General features: G+C 58.9%; 15 protein-coding genes. 3 read left to right on the forward strand and 12 right to left on the reverse strand.

Annotated elements, in window-relative coordinates:
- Positions 1 to 28: 28 nt before the first annotated feature.
- The gene (locus tag OHL11_RS07520) at positions 29 to 658 is read right to left on the reverse strand and encodes a TetR/AcrR family transcriptional regulator (RefSeq protein WP_263370881.1); all 630 of its coding nucleotides are present in this window, start codon (positions 656 to 658) and stop codon (positions 29 to 31) included.
- Positions 659 to 762: 104 nt separating this feature from the next.
- On the opposite strand from OHL11_RS07520, the gene OHL11_RS07525 reads away from it, so the two are divergent.
- Positions 763 to 1,683, forward strand: coding sequence for an NADP-dependent oxidoreductase (locus OHL11_RS07525; RefSeq protein ID WP_263370882.1), 921 nt, complete (start codon positions 763 to 765; stop codon positions 1,681 to 1,683).
- Positions 1,684 to 1,784: 101 nt separating this feature from the next.
- Here OHL11_RS07525 and OHL11_RS07530 read toward each other — a convergent pair whose 3' ends face one another.
- The 6 genes from OHL11_RS07530 to OHL11_RS07555 all read right to left on the reverse strand — a co-directional run bounded on the left by OHL11_RS07530 (position 1,785) and on the right by OHL11_RS07555 (position 7,622).
- The gene (locus OHL11_RS07530) at positions 1,785 to 2,153 is read right to left on the reverse strand and encodes a nuclear transport factor 2 family protein (protein ID WP_263370883.1); all 369 of its coding nucleotides are present in this window, start codon (positions 2,151 to 2,153) and stop codon (positions 1,785 to 1,787) included.
- A 124-nt stretch (positions 2,154 to 2,277) separates the two neighbouring features.
- On the reverse strand, positions 2,278 to 2,709 hold the full coding sequence (locus OHL11_RS07535) for an SgcJ/EcaC family oxidoreductase (protein ID WP_263370884.1): 432 nt from the start codon (positions 2,707 to 2,709) through the stop codon (positions 2,278 to 2,280).
- A gap of 147 nt (positions 2,710 to 2,856) precedes the next feature.
- Positions 2,857 to 3,684 (reverse strand): AraC family transcriptional regulator, encoded by an 828-nt coding sequence (locus tag OHL11_RS07540; protein WP_263370885.1) that lies wholly within the window; start codon positions 3,682 to 3,684, stop codon positions 2,857 to 2,859.
- Between the two features lie 265 nt (positions 3,685 to 3,949).
- Positions 3,950 to 4,402: a DMT family transporter gene (locus tag OHL11_RS07545; RefSeq protein ID WP_263370886.1), complete on the reverse strand. Its 453-nt coding sequence runs from the start codon at positions 4,400 to 4,402 to the stop codon at positions 3,950 to 3,952.
- Complete coding sequence (locus OHL11_RS07550) at positions 4,399 to 5,808, reverse strand: amidohydrolase family protein (protein WP_263370887.1); 1,410 nt, start codon at positions 5,806 to 5,808, stop codon at positions 4,399 to 4,401. Before OHL11_RS07550 ends, OHL11_RS07545 begins: the two co-directional genes overlap by 4 nt.
- The gene (locus OHL11_RS07555; RefSeq protein WP_263370888.1) at positions 5,805 to 7,622 is read right to left on the reverse strand and encodes a glycoside hydrolase family 15 protein; all 1,818 of its coding nucleotides are present in this window, start codon (positions 7,620 to 7,622) and stop codon (positions 5,805 to 5,807) included. The genes OHL11_RS07550 and OHL11_RS07555 overlap by 4 nt, the downstream gene beginning before the upstream one ends.
- 145 nt (positions 7,623 to 7,767) lie before the next feature.
- Here OHL11_RS07555 and OHL11_RS07560 point away from each other — a divergent pair, with 145 nt between their 5' ends.
- Positions 7,768 to 8,973, forward strand: a complete 1,206-nt coding sequence (locus tag OHL11_RS07560) for a Gfo/Idh/MocA family protein (RefSeq protein WP_263370889.1) — start codon at positions 7,768 to 7,770, stop codon at positions 8,971 to 8,973.
- Between the two features lie 39 nt (positions 8,974 to 9,012).
- Here the strand turns inward: OHL11_RS07560 and OHL11_RS07565 are convergent, their stop codons facing one another.
- Positions 9,013 to 9,660 carry a GntR family transcriptional regulator gene (locus tag OHL11_RS07565; protein ID WP_263370890.1) on the reverse strand — a complete coding sequence of 216 codons (648 nt, stop codon included), beginning with the start codon at positions 9,658 to 9,660 and terminating at the stop codon, positions 9,013 to 9,015.
- A 177-nt stretch (positions 9,661 to 9,837) separates the two neighbouring features.
- Here OHL11_RS07565 and OHL11_RS07570 point away from each other — a divergent pair, with 177 nt between their 5' ends.
- The gene (locus OHL11_RS07570) at positions 9,838 to 10,941 is read left to right on the forward strand and encodes an SMP-30/gluconolactonase/LRE family protein (RefSeq protein WP_263370891.1); all 1,104 of its coding nucleotides are present in this window, start codon (positions 9,838 to 9,840) and stop codon (positions 10,939 to 10,941) included.
- Between the two features lie 178 nt (positions 10,942 to 11,119).
- On the opposite strand, the gene OHL11_RS07575 is transcribed toward OHL11_RS07570, so the two are convergent.
- The 4 genes from OHL11_RS07575 to OHL11_RS07590 all read right to left on the reverse strand — a co-directional run bounded on the left by OHL11_RS07575 (position 11,120) and on the right by OHL11_RS07590 (position 17,819).
- Positions 11,120 to 12,793, reverse strand: a complete 1,674-nt coding sequence (locus OHL11_RS07575; protein ID WP_263370892.1) for a family 43 glycosylhydrolase — start codon at positions 12,791 to 12,793, stop codon at positions 11,120 to 11,122.
- A gap of 32 nt (positions 12,794 to 12,825) precedes the next feature.
- Entirely contained in the window at positions 12,826 to 15,051 is a 2,226-nt protein-coding gene (locus OHL11_RS07580) for a GH92 family glycosyl hydrolase (protein ID WP_263370893.1), read from the reverse strand.
- Between the two features lie 131 nt (positions 15,052 to 15,182).
- Positions 15,183 to 16,292: a glycoside hydrolase family 27 protein gene (locus tag OHL11_RS07585; protein ID WP_317890634.1), complete on the reverse strand. Its 1,110-nt coding sequence runs from the start codon at positions 16,290 to 16,292 to the stop codon at positions 15,183 to 15,185.
- 108 nt (positions 16,293 to 16,400) lie between these two features.
- Positions 16,401 to 17,819, reverse strand: coding sequence for a glycoside hydrolase family 28 protein (locus OHL11_RS07590; RefSeq protein ID WP_263370895.1), 1,419 nt, complete (start codon positions 17,817 to 17,819; stop codon positions 16,401 to 16,403).
- Positions 17,820 to 17,844: the final 25 nt, after the last annotated feature.

The following is a 17,844-nucleotide window of genomic DNA, read 5'->3' on the forward strand; positions in this document are numbered from 1 at the left end:
GGATACTGTCCGCACATTCGCTCATCGTTCAGACCGGATGGGATCCGTCTCGAAGCTTGCCTGCTCTCTTTCGAATGGGGGGCAGCTTCGTCGTGAGATTGGATTGTGATAATCGGCCTGCCTGCTGAAACGCCTCGACCATGTGCTCGCCCAGTTCCACTGAACTATCTTTGAACCACGCAGCCACACCGTAACTGGATGCGGCCATGCCCATCCAGGCGATGAGGTTCGCCTCTGGCCCTGCGATGCCTCGCTCGGATAGCGCCGACGCCACTGCGGTGATCAGAGATCGAGTCTTCGCCATGGCACGTTCCTGCAAAGCGGGAACAGCAGCGATGACCTGTTGACGTGGTTCTGTGAAGGGACGGTTCTCGATGAACATTTCCTTCACGGAGCTGAAGGCGTAGAGAAGAGTATCCCAGGGGTTGAGCGCTTTGGGAGCGTTGCGGATTGCTTTCGTCAGAGCTTCACTAAAAGCGGCTTCTCCATCGAAGAGCACGTCGCGCTTATCCGCAAAATGACGAAAGAAGGTCCGCTCGGTAACGCCCGCCTCGGCGGCGATCTCGGCGGCAGTCGTCTCCTCGTATCCGCGCGCGCGGAAAAGCTCCAGCGCTGCCCACTGAAGGCGCTTGCGTACCTGATCTCCGTTTCTTGGCATGGCCACACCTTCTTGTCAGCGACTGACGTTACGTGTTATTTGTCAGTGAATGACGTTTTAGTGTCTGTGACTGACAGATTCAGAATAGGACAAGGAGCCTGACCATGAAAGCACTTTTTCTCAAAACGTACGGCAAACCACTCGACGTGCTGCAGTTGGAAGATGTAGCGGTGCCCGAACCGGGTGCAGGTCAAATTCGCGTACGTGTTCATGCCTGTGCGCTGAACCCGGCGGATTGGGTGGTGTGCGAAGGCTTTCTGCCGGGACCGCCCCCAAAGGGCATCGGCTTCGATGTCTCTGGAGTCGTGGACGCTCTTGGTGAGGGTGTCAGGGACGTCAAGGTGGGTGACCGTGTCTTCGGCGTTCCCGACTATATGGCGTACACCACAGGCGGAGCAGCGGAGTACGCGGTTCTGAAAGTCTTTCTGCCTGTCCCTGAAGGTCTGGACATGACCGAGGCCGCCGCGTTGCCGATGGCGACCGAGACGGCGGCGCGCACTCTGGACCTGCTGCCGCTGAGCGCCGGACAGACGGTGATGATCAACGGCGGCGGAACGATGACGGGCTTTGCGACCGTGCAAATGGCACTGCTGCGGGGAGCGCGTGTGGTCGCGTCTGCGGGTGAGACGTTCGCGGGACGGCTGCGGGAGCTTGGAGCCCTGGTGACGCCCTATGGCGACGGCATGGTGGAGCGAGTTCGTGAACTTGTTGGTGGAGCGCCTGACTTCGCGGTCCATACCGCACAGGTAAAAGGAACCCTGCCTGATCTGGTGAAGATTGTGGATGGCGACCCGAAGCGCGTCTACAGCTTTGCCGATCGGGATGAGGAAAACCTTGGCGTGCGCACGGCGTGGCGTGAGGGCGGCAGTCTACGCTATGACGTGCTCGGTCACTATGCGCAACTCGCGGCGGAAGGACGCTACTCGATTCCGATATCACAAACCTTTGCCCTGGAAAATTGGCGTGAGGCAGCGGAGATCAGCATGAACAAGAAGGCCCACGGCAAGATCTTGCTTCTTCCCTAAAGCAAAGCGGGAGAGTGTGGCCTTTGCAGCTTGACGTATAAGACTCTTCATCGATCGGAGGCCCAGCGGCGACCCGCCGAAGGGCCCCGCCCGCTGTGAGCTCAGTAGTGCTTTACAGCGGGATCATAGATGGTGGCCTGCCGCGCGATCATCATCCATTCACCATCGGTGTATTGCCACACATTGGTCGATCGGCGGTGCAGCAGCCTGCCTTTTTCAGGACCAGACGCGGGTGTGTACGTGTCCTCGCCCATGGTGACGGCTACGTCACCGAAGAACTCGACCTTTTCCATCGTCGACCTGTAGTCGGCTTCGTAGTCGAGTTGCCCATTCTTCATCGCCTGAAAGATCTCTGCGCGCGTCAGCACCGTGTTATTGGGGCCGTTGACGATCATCTTCGGCGACCAAACCTTCTGCAGCGCTGCAACATCATGCGTCGCCAGTGCTCGCCCCAGTGCCTGACCAGCCATTGCCAGTTTCCGCTTCGCTTCACCGTCCTGCGCATGCAGTGCAGTCACAGACAATAGGAACGAAAAGAACAACAGAGAACGTGAGAACAACATAGGACCTCCTCGCTAGTTTTGGAACGCTAACTTATTTCGCCGTGGGCTTCATCGATGCACGCGGATCAATAGACGAATTCTCTGAAGCGCGAATCAGCCACTTGCCATCGCGTTTCACAATGACCATGATTCCCATGGTCTGCAAGGCCCTGACGACTTGGCCGTCGGGCGTCGTGAAATCATCCAGTTGCGACTTCTGCACGACCAGCGCCACGCCCGGCGCGATCTCGCTTACCTCGTGGGACACCGTTTGCACGTTCACGCCCTTATAGCGTCCATGCAGTAGCACGCGGTGCATCTCCGTCACCTCATCGCTACCGTGCCAGTGCATGCCAACGATGTTGACCCAATCGCAGTCTTCGGTAAGCAACGCCCGAAATGCTGTCATGTCACGCCTCGCCCACGCGTCTTCGAATTCCTGGACGACCCGGGCAATTGCGCTCTTCTCTTCCTCGGAAAACATCCTCAACCTCTCTTGATTCGTAACTCAGGCATGCCCTCTTACCACCGGGTTCAAGCAGTATGGAGCAAGAACAGCAGCGCAGAAGGCTTCATAGGCCGAAACTACGCAGACAGTCCCGCTCGGTATAGGAGAAATGCGACACGCGCGTCAGCCCTGCGGGGGCGCAGCCCGCAGCGCGGTAAACTCCATGGGCGTCGCTCCCGTCATCGCCCGAAAATCTCTGACCATGTGGGATTGATCGAAGTAGCCGCACAGACTGGCAACGTCGGCCCAGTTGCTGGTTGGTCCGGCCACCTCCAGCACATGATTCAGACGAAGAAGTCTCGCAAAGACCTTCGGCGAGACGCCTACCTGCTCCTGAAAGACCCGTTCCAGATGCCGCATGCTGACGGATGACGCAGCGGCGGCAACCGCCACCTTCACCATCCCTTGCGACCGCTGGATCGTCGCTGCTGCCTGTGTGGCGATGCGGAGTTCGTCAGTCATTTTTAGGGCGCGCGCGCGCTTCAGCAGATACTGTTCTGCGATTGATTCCCAATGCGTCGGCTCCGCCAGCGCAAGCTGCTCGTGCACCTCTGCAATCCCATGCCCCAAGACATGTTCCGCTTCGAGTGCCTGATCGCACAGCAGCCGTGCAGGAATTCCAAACAACGCGCGAAAGCCGACCGGCGAAAAACGAACAGAAAAAACGCGCAGCGAGCCGGAGAGCCTCAAGTCCGCCGTCCGCCGCGTGCTCGGCCCCACCAGGACGCAACGCGGAGCCCAGTGCTCTTCGCCTGTCGCTACCACCAAAACGCGGTAGCGATCCTGCAGATAAAACTCCAAGAAGCAGTCACGGCGGGCGGGCAGCGGCACATGCGCCTGCATCCTTCCGAAACCCGCTTCACGAATGCTGTAGGCTTCGACAAATGGCCGCAACTCGGCGCACGGTAGCCATCGCCGTACCGTCATCGGTCGCGCCGCCGAACAGCTCATGAAACGATGCTACGGCCAAAGTGAGCCAATGCTTCGAAATTCGTCGCGGCGCGCCATTTGCCTCCAACACCAGCTGCCCAACCTCCTAGCCAAACCTGCTCAAGGGCAAACGTCGTTAGAGATGTCATGTTGCCTCCTGAGATGTGTCACTTCCGGAGATCGCTTGGACGAGAATGAACGAACGCGAAGATCTGAGGCGTGGGAGTTTGAACGAGGTGCAGTCAGGCAGACAAACGGTGGCCGCCGCAGCCGCCGAGGGCGTTCGCTAGAACCGGCTCACGAGAGCAATACCTCCGAGCATGAGTACAACCCCCAAGAGACGCCAAGGGGAAGCCTTATGCTGTTCGAAGCCGAGAAGACCGAAGTGGTCCATCACGACTGAAGTCACAATCCCAACCGTGACCGTTATTCCCGTGAAGACGGCAGCACCAACCTTGGACGAGACGTTTACCATCGCCAGCACATAGACGCAGCCTAAGAGACCGCCAATCCACGCCCACCATGGCGCACGAGCCAAATCAGAAGCTGACGGCATAGGGGATCGCGTGTAAGCGGCGTAACCCAGCCACGCGATTCCCAGGCACAGCAGCCCCACGGCGAACGAAACGAACGCCGGGAGAATCGGGTGGTGGCTCACCTTTTGCAGAGTCGAATTGCTGCCAGACTGCACCGTATTCAGCACGCCCGCCAGCCCGAGGAAAACATAAATCCAGATCATGAACGGTCTACCTTCTGTTGTGAGTTTGCTTTCGCCAGCTGCTCATGGATGCGGCTCCAACTCCGTGACGCTCTGCGTCGCAATGCCGGGAGGTCGATCCCTTGCACGACGCCATCGCGCTTGATGAAGCGACCGTTGCTTAAAACATGGCGAATCGTGGCACTCTGCGCACTTTCTGCCAGGAGGGCCACAGGATCTGTCCTGGGCGTGAGTGCGAGTGCGGAGCCATCGAGAAGAAGAATGTCTGCGGCTTTGCCCGGAGTGAGCGAACCCGTGAGTGCTCCCGCTCCCATGGCCTGCGCTCCTCCGAGTGTCGCCGCGTGAAGAACCTCTGCTGGGCTGACCGCAAACTGATCCAGCTCTCTCCCTGCCTCCGCCGCCAGCACAAGACGCATGATCGAGAAGAAGTCCGCCGTGCCTGAGAGGACCACGGTATCGACCCCGAACGATGGCGAGAGACCTGCTTCTCGCAATTGCTTCCACGGTGTCAATCCGTAGCCGACGCGCATCTCCGTCCATGGTGTGACGGCAACGGGGGCGCCGGCCCGCGCGGCTCTTGCCATTTCCATACCCGAAGCCTGCGTGAGGTGTACAAGCATGGTGCGGTTATCCAGTACACCTGCCTCGGCGAGCTGACGGACAGACTCTTTCGGCGCAGTCTCGCGCGAGACATCGACATGCGTGGTTACGGGCAATTCGAGCGGCCGTGCGAAGCTCCATTCTTCTTTCCATACCGCAGGAGGCGTGCGCTCCGGGCCGCGAGTGGCTATACCCAGTTCAAGGTGGCCATCATCAGCGAAGAAGCGCTTCTTGACTCGAGTTATGTCCGCAAAATCCATCTTCTGCGTTGAAGTTGCATCTTGCGGATAGCCGTAGGAGAACCTGCCACGCAATCCACTCCTCAGCATCGTCTCGATCTCCGCATCGGCATGGTCTGAGGAGCGGACGTTATGGGCAAAGTTGTGCACCATGGTGATGCCACAGGCTGCTGCTTCGGCCAGCGCCAGCTCCACACTGACGGCCGTGTCCTCGGGCGACAGCAGAGCTGACATCTGCTTCATCGCAGGGAAAAATCCTGTCCCACCCGACGTCGGAGCCCATGCCCGGGCCAGCGTGTTCCACATGTGCCAATGCGTGTCCACGAATCCAGGCAAAGCGATGAGGCCGTTTCCATCCAGCACGACCTGCGTCTCCGCGCGAAGCGACCGCCCAACGTCGCGGATCACGCCCCGCTCGATAAGTATGTCGCCACGGTCGAGCATCCCGAGTTGCGCATCGAGGCTCACGATGCAGGCTCCGCGGATCAGCATGGACTCGGGGTAGCTTGCTTCTGCTGTCATCGGCAGGCACGCCCCCGATGCAAAAGCAGCAGCCAGACCGGAGGTGAGGAAGTCTCTCCGGTTCATGGTTGCTCTCCAAGGAGACGGAGGATCCGCTGTCCATTGTTGATCACACCCATATGCGTAAACGCCTGCGGGAAATTACCGATCTGTTCGAACGTCTCCGGCAGCATCTCCTCCGAGAACAGACCCACGTCATTTGCGCGGCCGAGCATACGTTCAAACAGCGCAATTGCCTGGTCCCCATTGCCTTGATACGCGTGCATGCTTGCCAGCCAGAATGAGCAGACAGTGAAGCAGCCTTCCTGCCCGGGAAGTCCATCGTCGCCTTTGTACCGGTAGACGAGGTCTCCTTCGCATAGCGCCTCCTGGATGGCGGCAACAGTCGCTTTCGTCTGCTCTTCCCTGCAGTCCAATGCCTCGTACAACACCAGCCTCATGGCTGACGCATCGAGGCGAACATGATCGTAGGTCTGCATGAGTGCCTGGGCGTCATTGCTCCAGGCACCACGGAGATAGTCCTGGCGGATACGATTCTGCAGGTGACGCCAATGCTGCACGTCGAGGCTCATCCCCAGTTGAGCAGCCAACTTGAGCCCGCGGCCAATCGCCACGAAGCACATGCCTTTCGAGTGGAGATGCTGTTGCGGTGGTACCTGCAGTTCCCATAAACCCTGATCCGGCGACTGCCAATGTCCTTCGATGAAGGACAGCACGTTGCGCACGGTCTGTTCGACACGCTCGCGCATCTCTTCGACCTCGGACGCCGGCGCGTCTTCCAGATACATAGCCAGGGCACTCATGTATTCCCCGTAGATGTCGAGTTGAACCTGGTCGGACGCAGCGTTCCCGATACGTACAGGAGTGGAACGCTTCCACCCTTTGAGGTGTCGAAGGATGCGTTCGCCGGCAGACCCTTCACACAGCGGGTAGAGCACCTGAAGGTTCTTCCCACAGGATGGATCGCGCTGTGCGATGAAATCCAGGAAGCGCCGCGCCTCATGCCGGTACCCGCAGTTCAGAAAAGATGACACGGTGAAGCTGGCATCACGCAACCAGCAGAAGCGATAGTCCCAGTTTCTCTCGCCGCCAATCACTTCCGGAAGACCGCAGGTAGCGGCGGCCGCAATCGCTCCCGTAGGTGCATAGGTCAGCAACTTCAGGCACAGTATGCTGCGCAGGATTGCACCTTCCCATCGCCCCTTGTACGTACAGCGCGAAGACCACTCCAGCCAGTAGGCTTCTGTCCTTCGCAACATTTCGTCAACGTCCTGATCCCGTAGCTGCGGTAACGGCTCGGCAGTATCGCGGTGCTGAATCATAAACCAGCAGCGCTCTCCGGCACGCAACGGCACGTGCCACGAATCGTGACGAACAAAGCGCACGCCTTCACTCCACTGCACACCCAGCAGAACAGTTCCATCGGCGTCTTCCGCGCTGTAAATAAAACCTTCGCTCTCCGCTCTTACAGAATGTGAGCATGTCGCAAACCCGAACGTCGGCCTGAACCGGATGGTGACATCGAGATCGCCTTCAGTGCATTCCAGCAGGCGCATGCAGCGATGCTCACTCCGCGAGTCCAGCTCTCCGCCACTGTGACGTTGTACATCGAAGAAGTCCGTGATGCGCAGTACACCCGACGTGGTCTCTAACGTGGTTTCGAGGATGTTCGTACCCTCGACGTAACGTCGTGTGCTCGTCAGGATTTCGCCTGGATCTACTTCACACGACCCGCCTCGATCATCATCCAGTAGCTTGAGCAATATCGCCGGAGAGTCGAAACGCGGCATGCATAGCCAGTCAATCGAGGCGTGTCGGCTGACAAGCGCGCAAGTACGCATGTCGCCAATAATCGCGTACTCGTTCAGGTCCAGTGACATTGATTCAGCAACTCCCTCTCCCTTGGATGCAACTCTTCGCAAGTATGGATTATCTATACTTTCAGCAGACGGAGGGCATTGGCTCATGAGGACAGAATCGAACATCACTCGACGGTCGCTGCTCCACCAGGTCGGAGGCGGTCTTATGGCGGTTGCAGCTTCATCCACGCTGTCGATGGCACAGCAGCCCGCAGCGCGGGAGTCGAGCGTCACGTTGCCTCTTGACTACGCCTCGAGCGAGTTGGAGAAGGCGAAGATCCAACTCCCGGCAGCCCCGGACGGTCGCATCGGCTTTGCGGTAGTGGGGCTGGGCCGGTTGGCCTTGGAGGAGATACTGCCAGCCTTCAGCCGTTGCAAGAAGGCCCGGCTCGCCGCGCTCGTGAGCGGAACACCGTCCAAGCTCAAGTCGGTAGCTGATCACTATGGCGTTCCCGAGTCGGCGCGCTACAACTATGACAACTTTGAGGAGATAGTCAGGAACCCTGACGTGCAGGTCGTGTACATCGTCCTGCCCAACTCGATGCATCTGGATTTCACCCGGAGGGCCGCGAAGGCGGGAAAGCATGTTCTAACGGAAAAGCCCATGGCCGTCTCTGCGAAGGAGTGTGAAGAGATGATTGCGGCTTGTGAGCAGGCCGGCCGTCTTCTCATGGTGGCCTACCGCATGCAATACGAACCCTATAATCGCGAATTGCTCCGTCTGGCCCGCTCCGGCGAGTTGGGGCGCCTGCGCACCATTACAGCGCAGAACTCGCAAACCGAGGGTAGGCCACAGCAGTGGCGCATGAAGCGTGCACTTGCAGGTGGCGGTGCCCTCCCCGATATTGGTCTCTACTGTCTGAATGCGGCGCGATTCCTCACCGGGGAAGAGCCCATCGAGGTGCAGGGTTCGGTGTACAGCAGCCCCGGCGATCCACGCTTTCAGGAGGTGGAGGAGGTATGCGCCTTCCAGCTACGCTTTCCGAGTGGGATCACGGCCCAGGGGATTTCTTCGTATAACGCGCACAACAGTCGCCGCATACGTCTGGACTTTGAGAATGGCTGGGCAGAGCTTGATCCCGCCTTTTCCTACGCTGGTCAGCAGATGAAGATCTGCCGCAAGGTGTCAGATAAGGCGGAAGACATCGCGATGCGCAAGCTGGAGGAAAAGAGCCAGTTCGCGACCGAGATGGATCATATGGCGGATTGTGTAGCGAGCAATCGTCAACCGCACACGGGAGGCCCCGAAGGTCTTCAAGACCAGAAGCTCATGGAGACAATCTATGAGTCGGCCAAGGCTGGACGGACCATCAAGTTGCAGCCACGCGAAGGACTCGATGTGACGCGAGGTCCACAACCAGCAGAAGACTGACCTGAAGGCATGGGTTACGGCAGCGGGTAAGCGGTTCGGCTAGGAGGACCGCTTACGGATGAACTGCAACACATGACGGCGAAGAAGCCTGCCCGCCTTCGCCGCAAGCTTACCTTCGATAGCGTCGAGTATTTCCCAATGCATCTCCTGATTTCGCATCAAGTCTTCTTCCGGGGCTCCCTTGATTCTTGCGCCACTGCGGAGTTCCAGGTTCAAAACGTCCCAGGCCTGCAGCAACGTTTTGTTTCCCGACTGTTCGACGATGCGACGATGGAACGCAGCGTTCGCTCGAACATAGCGGGAGCGATCACCTTTGGCGGCCCAGCGTCTTGCCTGTTCAGCCAGATCGCGCAGTTCCTCTACAGCCAGATTGGGCGACTTCGCACATTCTTCAGCCGCAAGTTGTTCGAGGACAGCACGCACAGCATACGCCTCTTGGATCTCCGAATCGGTAATGACCTTGACCGTGCTGCGCTTGAAACGCTCGGTAGAGAGCAACCCCATTCCTTCGAGTCGCCGGATGGCCTCGCGCACAGGACCCTGGCTGGTTTGGAACTCTCGCGCGATGTGCAACTCCGTGATGCGGTCGCCCGGCGCGAGCACACCACTCACGATCTGCTCGTGAAGGTATTGGGTCACCAGATCCGCCATCGATTCGCGGGTCTTGGGTTTGGTCGGAGTCTTCACCGCTCCATTATCCGCGAAAGGCTTCCACTGCGCGTCTTCCAATCCACGACGAAGACGGAATGACAACAAGCAGAGTGCAGTAGCTGCTAAGTCACCTGGAGGCACCGAACACATCGGCACCTCCGTTCGCCATCATCACTCTGCATCCCATCCCTCAAGCACACGTTTGGAGTACCCATGCATAAGACCTCGAAGCTCTTGATCACTTCACTTTTCATGGCGGCATCCTGCACCTCGGCACTCGGACAGGATCAAGTCAACGTGCAAACGGCTGTGGCATCGCCCTTTCAGATGAACGGCGTTGCCGTTGCGGCCGATGGGCGCATGTTCGTGTCTCTCCCGCGGTGGTCGCAGCCCGGGAGCTTCTCGCTCGGTGTGGTGAGAGAGGATAAAGTCCAGCCATATCCGGGTGGACCTTGGAACTCAGTCTCGGGTGATACGGCGAACCACTTCAGCAGCGTGAACGCGGTCCGCGTTGAACCGGGTCATCCCGAAACGCTGTGGGTCGTCGACCAGGACACCGGGAAAGCCGGTGAGACCAAGCTCGTCAAGATCGATATCAGAACCAATGTTATTGAGCGCGTGTATCGGCTGTCTGCGTCAGAGGCACCTGCCAAGAGCGGTCTCAACGACGTACGCGTTGTTGGTGAGCATGCCTTCCTGACCGAGTCCGGCACGGGCGCGATCATCGTGATCGATTTGCCGACAGGGAGGGTGAGACGGCTTCTTTCTTCGTCGTTCAAGACGAAGGCGCAAGCGAAGCCCGCACTCGTTGCTGATGGACATCCGATCATCGACCCATCGGGCAAACCCGTCTACGTTCATGCCGACGATATCGAGGTGAGCCCCGACAAGCAGTGGTTGTATTTCGGCGTGCCGTTTGGTGGTCCGTTGTGGCGTGTCCGTATTGCTGACCTCTTGAATGAACAATTGGACGAGAAAACGTTGGAAGCTCATGTCGAGAACTGCGGACCTCTCATGCCAGCCGGAGGCATCCTCATGTTGGGCGATGGAAGCACGCTGGTAGGAGATTTGCTCGACCACGCACTCGCGCGTCGACAGCCCAGCGGCCAGGTCGAGGTTCTCATCAAGTCACCTATGATGCTTTGGCCGGATGCCATGGCGGTGGGACCAGACGGAGCCGTGTACGAGGCCCAGTCACAAGCGAACACCAGCCCCGCAAACAACCACGGACGAAACGACACGCAGCCACCGTTCCGAATTCTAAAATTCACACTGCCAAAGACCTACACGACAGCACTGAATCCGTTGAAGCCTTGACCGAATCGACAGTGACGAATGCCGGGCTTCAATTTGCTACTCCAGAGCGGCCTTCAGCGTTGCGGCTTCAAACGCCACGAATCCACAACATGCATCGACTAGAGAGATTCCTGTCTAGAAGAGTTGTACGACGCAGCAGCAGAACCTTCGCGTTCTTCAAAGTGATCCGCGCGACGACTCACTTCGACAGCCCTTCCAACGGAAGCCGTCGAGCCGAGTCATTTACGGGCATGACGCCAACTTGTTGAGGCTTACCGTCGGACGGCCCGATCGCACCGACGACCTGCACTGTGATGCCCTGCTTATCAGGGCGGTCGGGTTCAGGCCCCTTGTAGCTGAGGTCGGGATGCCACCTACCTCTCGCATCCTGCACGAGCGGTAGGATGCCTGGCCGTGCGCTGAACGGCGCGTGCCGATCGTTCCCGAAGTAGGTTGACCATATACGGTGCTGTTTGTCTTCAAAGAAGTTTGCATGGCCAGCATGCGGCACGGCCAGGTACCGTTCGCTCCACGGACCGCTCAGCGATTTCGACGTAGAGATGTACGTGCTGTAGTCGCCCTGAACAAAGTCGGCGGCGCACAAGATATAGACGCCATCCCGCTTGAACAAAGAAACACCTTCAAATCCCACGTCCCTGCCACTTGCGCTGCTGATGTGGCGGAACGGCTCGGCAATCCCGCTCATGTCAGGCTTCATCTTCGCGATCCACCCGCCACCGTATAGGAAGTAGACCTCGCCGTCATCGTCCTGAAAGAGCGATGCATCAATGCCATCCGAGACGGGTTTGTCCGGCTTGATTGCGATTTCATACGGACCCTCTGCTTTGCCAGTCTTGCTTCGCAGCAGAGTGACGCCATGCCGCGGCACGGAAAAAGGAATCCAGAACGTGCCGTTTATGTAGTGGATTTCGGGCGCCCATAGAGGGCGAAAAGGCTCACCGTCTCGCAACGTGATCGGCTTCATCCACGTGCCATCCCGATCGATGTTCCAGACGACCGTAGACTGCCGGGGCACGTCGCGAACCGGAGACCAATGAGAAAGGTCAGGCGACTTCCACACACTAAGGTCTGACGTCACGACCATTGCCTCCGGGCCGCCAGTCGTCCCAGTCATGTAATACATGCCGTCAGGCGCAAGGACGATGGAAGTGTCGCGAAGAAACTGATCAAAGAGTGGAGAGATCTTTGGAAGCAGCAAGCCCGATTGCTCTGCAGACCGCCACCCAACAGGCTTCCCGAGCTTCGCTCTGGTTCGGAGGAGCAGGATGGGGTCTTGCCCGAGGGGGCCGTGCGATCCATGCAGCCAAACCCTGCCGCCAGCGTTGACAGAAAACGCGATCGTAATTTCAGCGGGATTCATCTTCTCGCCGAACACGCCGGCATCAAATTCGCGCATGTGACCGAGAGTGCTGCTCGATCGAGCAAACCTGGAAATGACTGCTGAATCAGCGGTGGGTCGCTCTGTGGACTGAGCATCATTGATGCTAGGGAGGCTCGCTCCCTTGGTCAGTTCGAGATCCGCAAGCAAGGACACGCCGGTGATGCCGGCATCTCCGGCGAAGTCCGGCACGGGAATCCGGTATTCCGCCGAATTGGCTTTGTTCTCTGATCCTTGGCCCGCTTGCCCTTTGATGAAGCTTGACTCCGGCGCAGGCAGAACGAGGCCTTCACCCGGCAACGGATTTTGGCTATGTCTCGCGTACGGATACTCAGGTGAGAAGCGCAGAGCCACGAGATGCGGGCCGAGCACTTGAACTCTGGGAGCCTGCGCGTAAGCTGGCTTTACGCATAAGGCTGCAACAAACACGAGGGACGCCTGGAACGCGGTGGACAGGCAGGATGAGATCTTCACGAGCGCAACTCCTTATGCGGTGACTGAAAAGCTCAATGAGCGAGCGGGGTTCTTCTCATCACGAAACGCAACTCGCCTCCCGCGACGAGATCCCGATGACTGAGCTTGTAGCCTTCAATCTTCTTCCCGTTGAGGAAGATGTTTTCTACATAGACCGCTCCTGCGCCCGAGCCTTTAGCCACGATGTGCATCTGCTTGCCGTCCGGAAGATGCAGCACCACGTCATCGAACCTGGGGGAGCCCAGCCAGTACTCAGGTACTCCAGGGGTGACCTGGTAGAAGCCCAAGGCACCAAGAACGTACCACGCGCTCATCTGTCCCGCATCGTCGTTTCCTGCCAGTCCGGAGGGTGCGTCTTTGTACTCGCTTTCCATAAGCAACCGCACATGCTGCTGCGTCTTTGTGGGCTCTCCGCAGGCATCATACAAATAAGCGATGTGGTGGCTCGGTTCATTGCCATGGTCGTAGAAGCCGCCAGCAAAGAGTCCGTCGAGCTTCTGGCAGAACGCATGTGGGCCACCTTCCCGCCTCATGAGTCCCGGAACATCCTGTGGCACGAAGAAGGTGTACTGCCACGGAAGGCCCTCCGTGATCCAGGTCTGCTTCTTGCCTGCGTCGAACGGGGTGATCCAGCTTCTATCCTCGTGCTTGCCACGCGCGAACCCGGTTTGCGGATCGATGACGTTCTGCCAATTCGCTCCACGTTTCCGAAACGCAGCAGCGTCTTCTGTCTTTCCCAGGTCCGCGGCAAGCTCACCGATCATCGCGTCATCGTAGGCATACTCCAGTGTGCGTGAAACCTGCTCGTCTTTGTGGAACGCCTCCAGCATGTGATCTTCCACCGGGATGTACCCGAGCCTGAGATACGAGCCAAGGCCGCGGCGACCCATACCGTCAGAAGCATCGGCTTGATCTGGAATCACGGTCGCGTTCTTCACCATCAATCGATAGGCCGCCTGGATATCGAAGCCTCGCAGACCCTTGCGATAGGCGTCGATGATCGTCACGGAGGAATGGTCGCCAACCATCTCCGAGGTGTAGCTATTCCAGGCCGGAAAGATCGGCAGGAAGCCCCCTTGCTGTCCCTTCAGGATCAGCGAGCGAATCATGTCCACATCACGACTTGGATCGATGATCGTCAGCATGGGATGCTGAGCGCGAAACGTATCCCACATGGAGAAATCGTCGTAATAAGCGAAGCCCCTTGCCTGCTCCACAGCACCATGCGCAGCAAAGCGCGGATAACTGCCGTCCACATCGCTGAATGTTCGAGGATGCAGCAGGGCGTGATACATCGCCGTGTAGAAAACATCCCTGGCGGGGATGTCATCGCGGACTTCAATGCTGGAGAGGCTTTGGTTCCACGCGGCTTCTGCCTTCGCCGCTGTTTTGTCAAAATCCCAGTCGGGGATCTCTGCCTGAAGATTCTTACGAGCCTCGTCCACGCTGACGAATGACGTGCCGATCCGCGCTATCACCGTCTCCCCCGGCTTCACGTTCGCAAAACGTACGTAGACGCCAAAGCCCGGCCTCGTGCTGGCAGTCGGCAGAGTGGCGGCGGCCTTGGACGCTCCGCCCGTAGTTGTTCTGACCCCAGCCACAGAGACGACACCCAGCGGCAGGCCATCACCTTGTTGAAGGCTGGCGCCCTCCTGCGTCGTGTCGCCTGCCCAGGTCCCCTGCCCTGTAAAGCGATGATCAAACTCGATGACGAAGTAGCTGCTGAAGCCCGCAAGCTTGCCACTGCCCGCATACTCCCGGCGTACTGGGACTTCGCCGGTCACTTGCTGGCCTTCGATGCGAACCCAACCGTCCCCGCCCCGAGCGTTGTTCTCGATCACAACAGAGCCATCGCCCGCGTGATCGAATTTGTACCGCATCATCCCCGCGCGAGCTGTGCCGGTGAGTTCTGCCACCAGGCCCGCGTCGGTGAGGTGAACCCTGTAGCTGTAGGGCGTTGCATGTTCCGTCTGACGCTCGAAGCGCGATGCGCGAGCGACCGCTGCTGTCTGGAGAGAGCCCAACGAGGCCATGAGTGTCACGCTGCCGTAGTCAGGGACGCAACTGCCGCTCAAAAAATGCGATCCGCGAAAGCCTTGGATTCTGTCGTCTACGAAATAGTACGGAGCGACGCACTTGGTTTCTCCAGCGCGCGTTTGCGGAGTCCAGTGCGTCATCGCGAACGGAACGCCAGTGGCCGGATAGGTCTGACCTTCATTCGCTGTACCCACCAGAGGATGAACATGATCGACAGGCATCTGCTGCGCGAACAAGAAAGGCGCCCAGAGGAGCAATGCCAAAGCGAAAGAGGGACGGACCAACATCGAAAAGACCTCGCAGGTGGAACCACGGCCGTCCCGCATCGGCCGTGGTGATGATCATCGCCGCCTTATTTGGACAAGCGCAGAAGGATGGAACCGTGCCGGGGGACGGTGAAGTGAGTGGTGTCCGAGATGCTACCCAGGTCTTTCCCGTCCCATACATCGCGGGCGTGCCAGCCGTTGTCCGCCCCAGACTGCTGGAGGTGCAGCGAAATGCCGCGCAGATACGAGCGCTGCTCGCCGAAGTTGAAAATTGCCAGCACCCGGCTGCCATCTGCGAGAGGCCGAGCCCAGATTTCGATCGGGCCTTCCGCATAGATGCGGTCCGCCTGCTTGCCAAGCCGGTCCTGGTCGATGGCGATGATGTCGGCGTTCGTCAGGATGGCCTTGATCTCAGGCGTGAGCTGCGACAGATTATTGCCTGCAAGCAACGGAGCAGCAAGCATCGCCCACATCCCCATGTGGGTGCGGTTTTCATCAAGAGTCAGCTTTCCATTGCCGACCTCCAGCATGTCAGGGTCGTTCCAGTGCCCCGGCCCGGAGTAACGGGCGAGGCCTGCCTGCTCCCGACCGATCAGCGAGAGGCGGTCGAAAGTCGGCGTGATGTCGCCGGTCGTGCGCCAGAGGTTTGCTCCCACCTCAGGCCCCCACTGCCATACTGAGTCGAAGCCGTACTGGCAAAGGCTATAGATGATGGGACGCTTGGTTTTCAACAAAGCCTGATGCATTTTCTCGAAGGCCTCGCGCATCATCTTGTACTGCGCGACCATTCCCTCCGCACCGTCACCGGGATAGGCTTTCCGCATAACGCCGTTGTGAAAGCTGCAGAGGTCGTACTTCAGATAGTCAACGCCCCACGAAGCGTAGAGCTGTGCATCCTGCTCCTCGTGGCCCATGCTGCCTTCGAATCGAGCGCACGTCTTCGGTCCCGGCGAGCTGTAGATGCCCAGCTTCAGACCTTTGCCGTGGACGTAGTCCGCAAGCGCCTTCATGTCAGGGAATTTCTCGTTGCTGTGAAGAACGCCGTCCTTATCGCGCTGTCCTTGCCAGCCGTCGTCGATGTTGACGTATACATACCCGGCATCGCGCATGCCCGAAGACACGAGCAGGTCCGCAGCCTGGCGCACGTCTTTGTCTGTGACGTTCTCTTTGAACCAGTTCCATGAGTTCCAACCCATTGGAGGTGTCGTGGCCAAAGCAACTGGCGGCTTGCCTTGTGCCATGGCGGACAATCCAACGCTGATAAGACCGAAGAATAGTAGACGTGCTGAACGCATGAGTTCCCTTCAATGAATCGACGTTGCGGGCATGCCTGGGCGTGCTGACTTGCCTTTGAAGTTTTCGAGCTTCAGCCCGGAGACGTGCTGCGCTTCCAGTGCGTAGCTGAAGTAAGGAGCCTGGTGAAGTCCCCACGACGCGGCGCAGTTTCGAAGAACGGCCCCCTGCACGTTACGCAGGAAATATGCGGGCGTGTCGTGTTTTTCCAGGCCGCTGGGCTCGTTCATCGGGTCGTCCACGCGCGTTGGCCGATTGTCGAATTTGCCGCCTGGGTACTGTGTCCAGCGGTCGATCTTCACGGAGCAGTCTTCCAGCAAGACGTTCCTCACAGGCTGGTCCGGATGTGCGTCGATGCGGAAGCTGTTCTCCGCCACGCCGCGCACATTCTTGAAGCGAATATCGCTAAGCGTGCCGGTCTTGCCGGTAGGTGTCCGCGGCCATACCGTCACCGACGCCGCCTCCCCCCATCCCCACCAGCGCGCCGCGTGATGCTGCGCGAGGAAATCGATGTCTCGGAACTCGACGTCGCTGATATTGCCGGGCTGCCGGTGTGTGATGGTGGGGCCACGACCGCCTGACACAATGCGGCAGCGCTCGAAGAGTATCTTCGAGATATCGCCGAAGGTCTCTGTTCCGATCTTGATTCCGCTGTCTCTGCAGGTGACAGCGCAGTCGCGCACGGTGATGTTGTGCGATATACCGAAGTCTTCGCCGTCCTTCTGCTCGCCGGTCTTGATGACGATGCCATCGTCCGCGCAGACGATGTCGCAATTCTTGATCTCCATATCCCGGCAGCGATCCGGATCCATGGCATCGCAGTTCGGAACATCGAGATAGTTCCGGACCTTTACGCCGTCCACCAGCACATGCTCACAGCCAAGAGTATGCAGCCCCCACTCAGGCGAATGCCCGTACGAGATGCCGCTGATCTCCAGGCCGGTACACCGCTTCAGGTGAAACATACGCGGCCGGAACGACAGAGGCTCCCAGCGCTCGTGCACCGGAGAATAATCGCCCATGAATTTCATGCCCTGACCGTCCAGATGCCCGGTGCCCGTGATGCGAACATTGTTCGCGCCGTTGGCGTTGATGATCCCGCGATTGTCCGCGAAGGTGTAATGCGCCTGATCTGGGCTTGCCAGCAGCACGGCATCGTCTGCGAGGTGCAGTTCCACGTTGCTCTTGAGCATGATGCCGCCGATCAGGAAGCGCTTGCCGCCCGGCACAAGCACTCGGCCCCCACCTGCAGCTGCGGCCGTATCAATGGCACGCTGGAGCGCAGCTGTATCCAACGTCACTCCATCGCCAACGGCCCCCATCGAAATGACGTTGATCTCGCGCGTGGGCAACGCTTGAGCGAAGGAACGAACACAGTACAAGCCCCCGATGGAGAGTGAGCTAAAAAGGAACGATCTGCGTGTGGACATATACCTCCTGATCTTTCGGCGGGGC

The organism is Granulicella cerasi (assembly GCF_025685575.1).
In the GTDB taxonomy this organism is placed as follows: Bacteria; Acidobacteriota; Terriglobia; order Terriglobales; family Acidobacteriaceae; genus Granulicella; species Granulicella cerasi.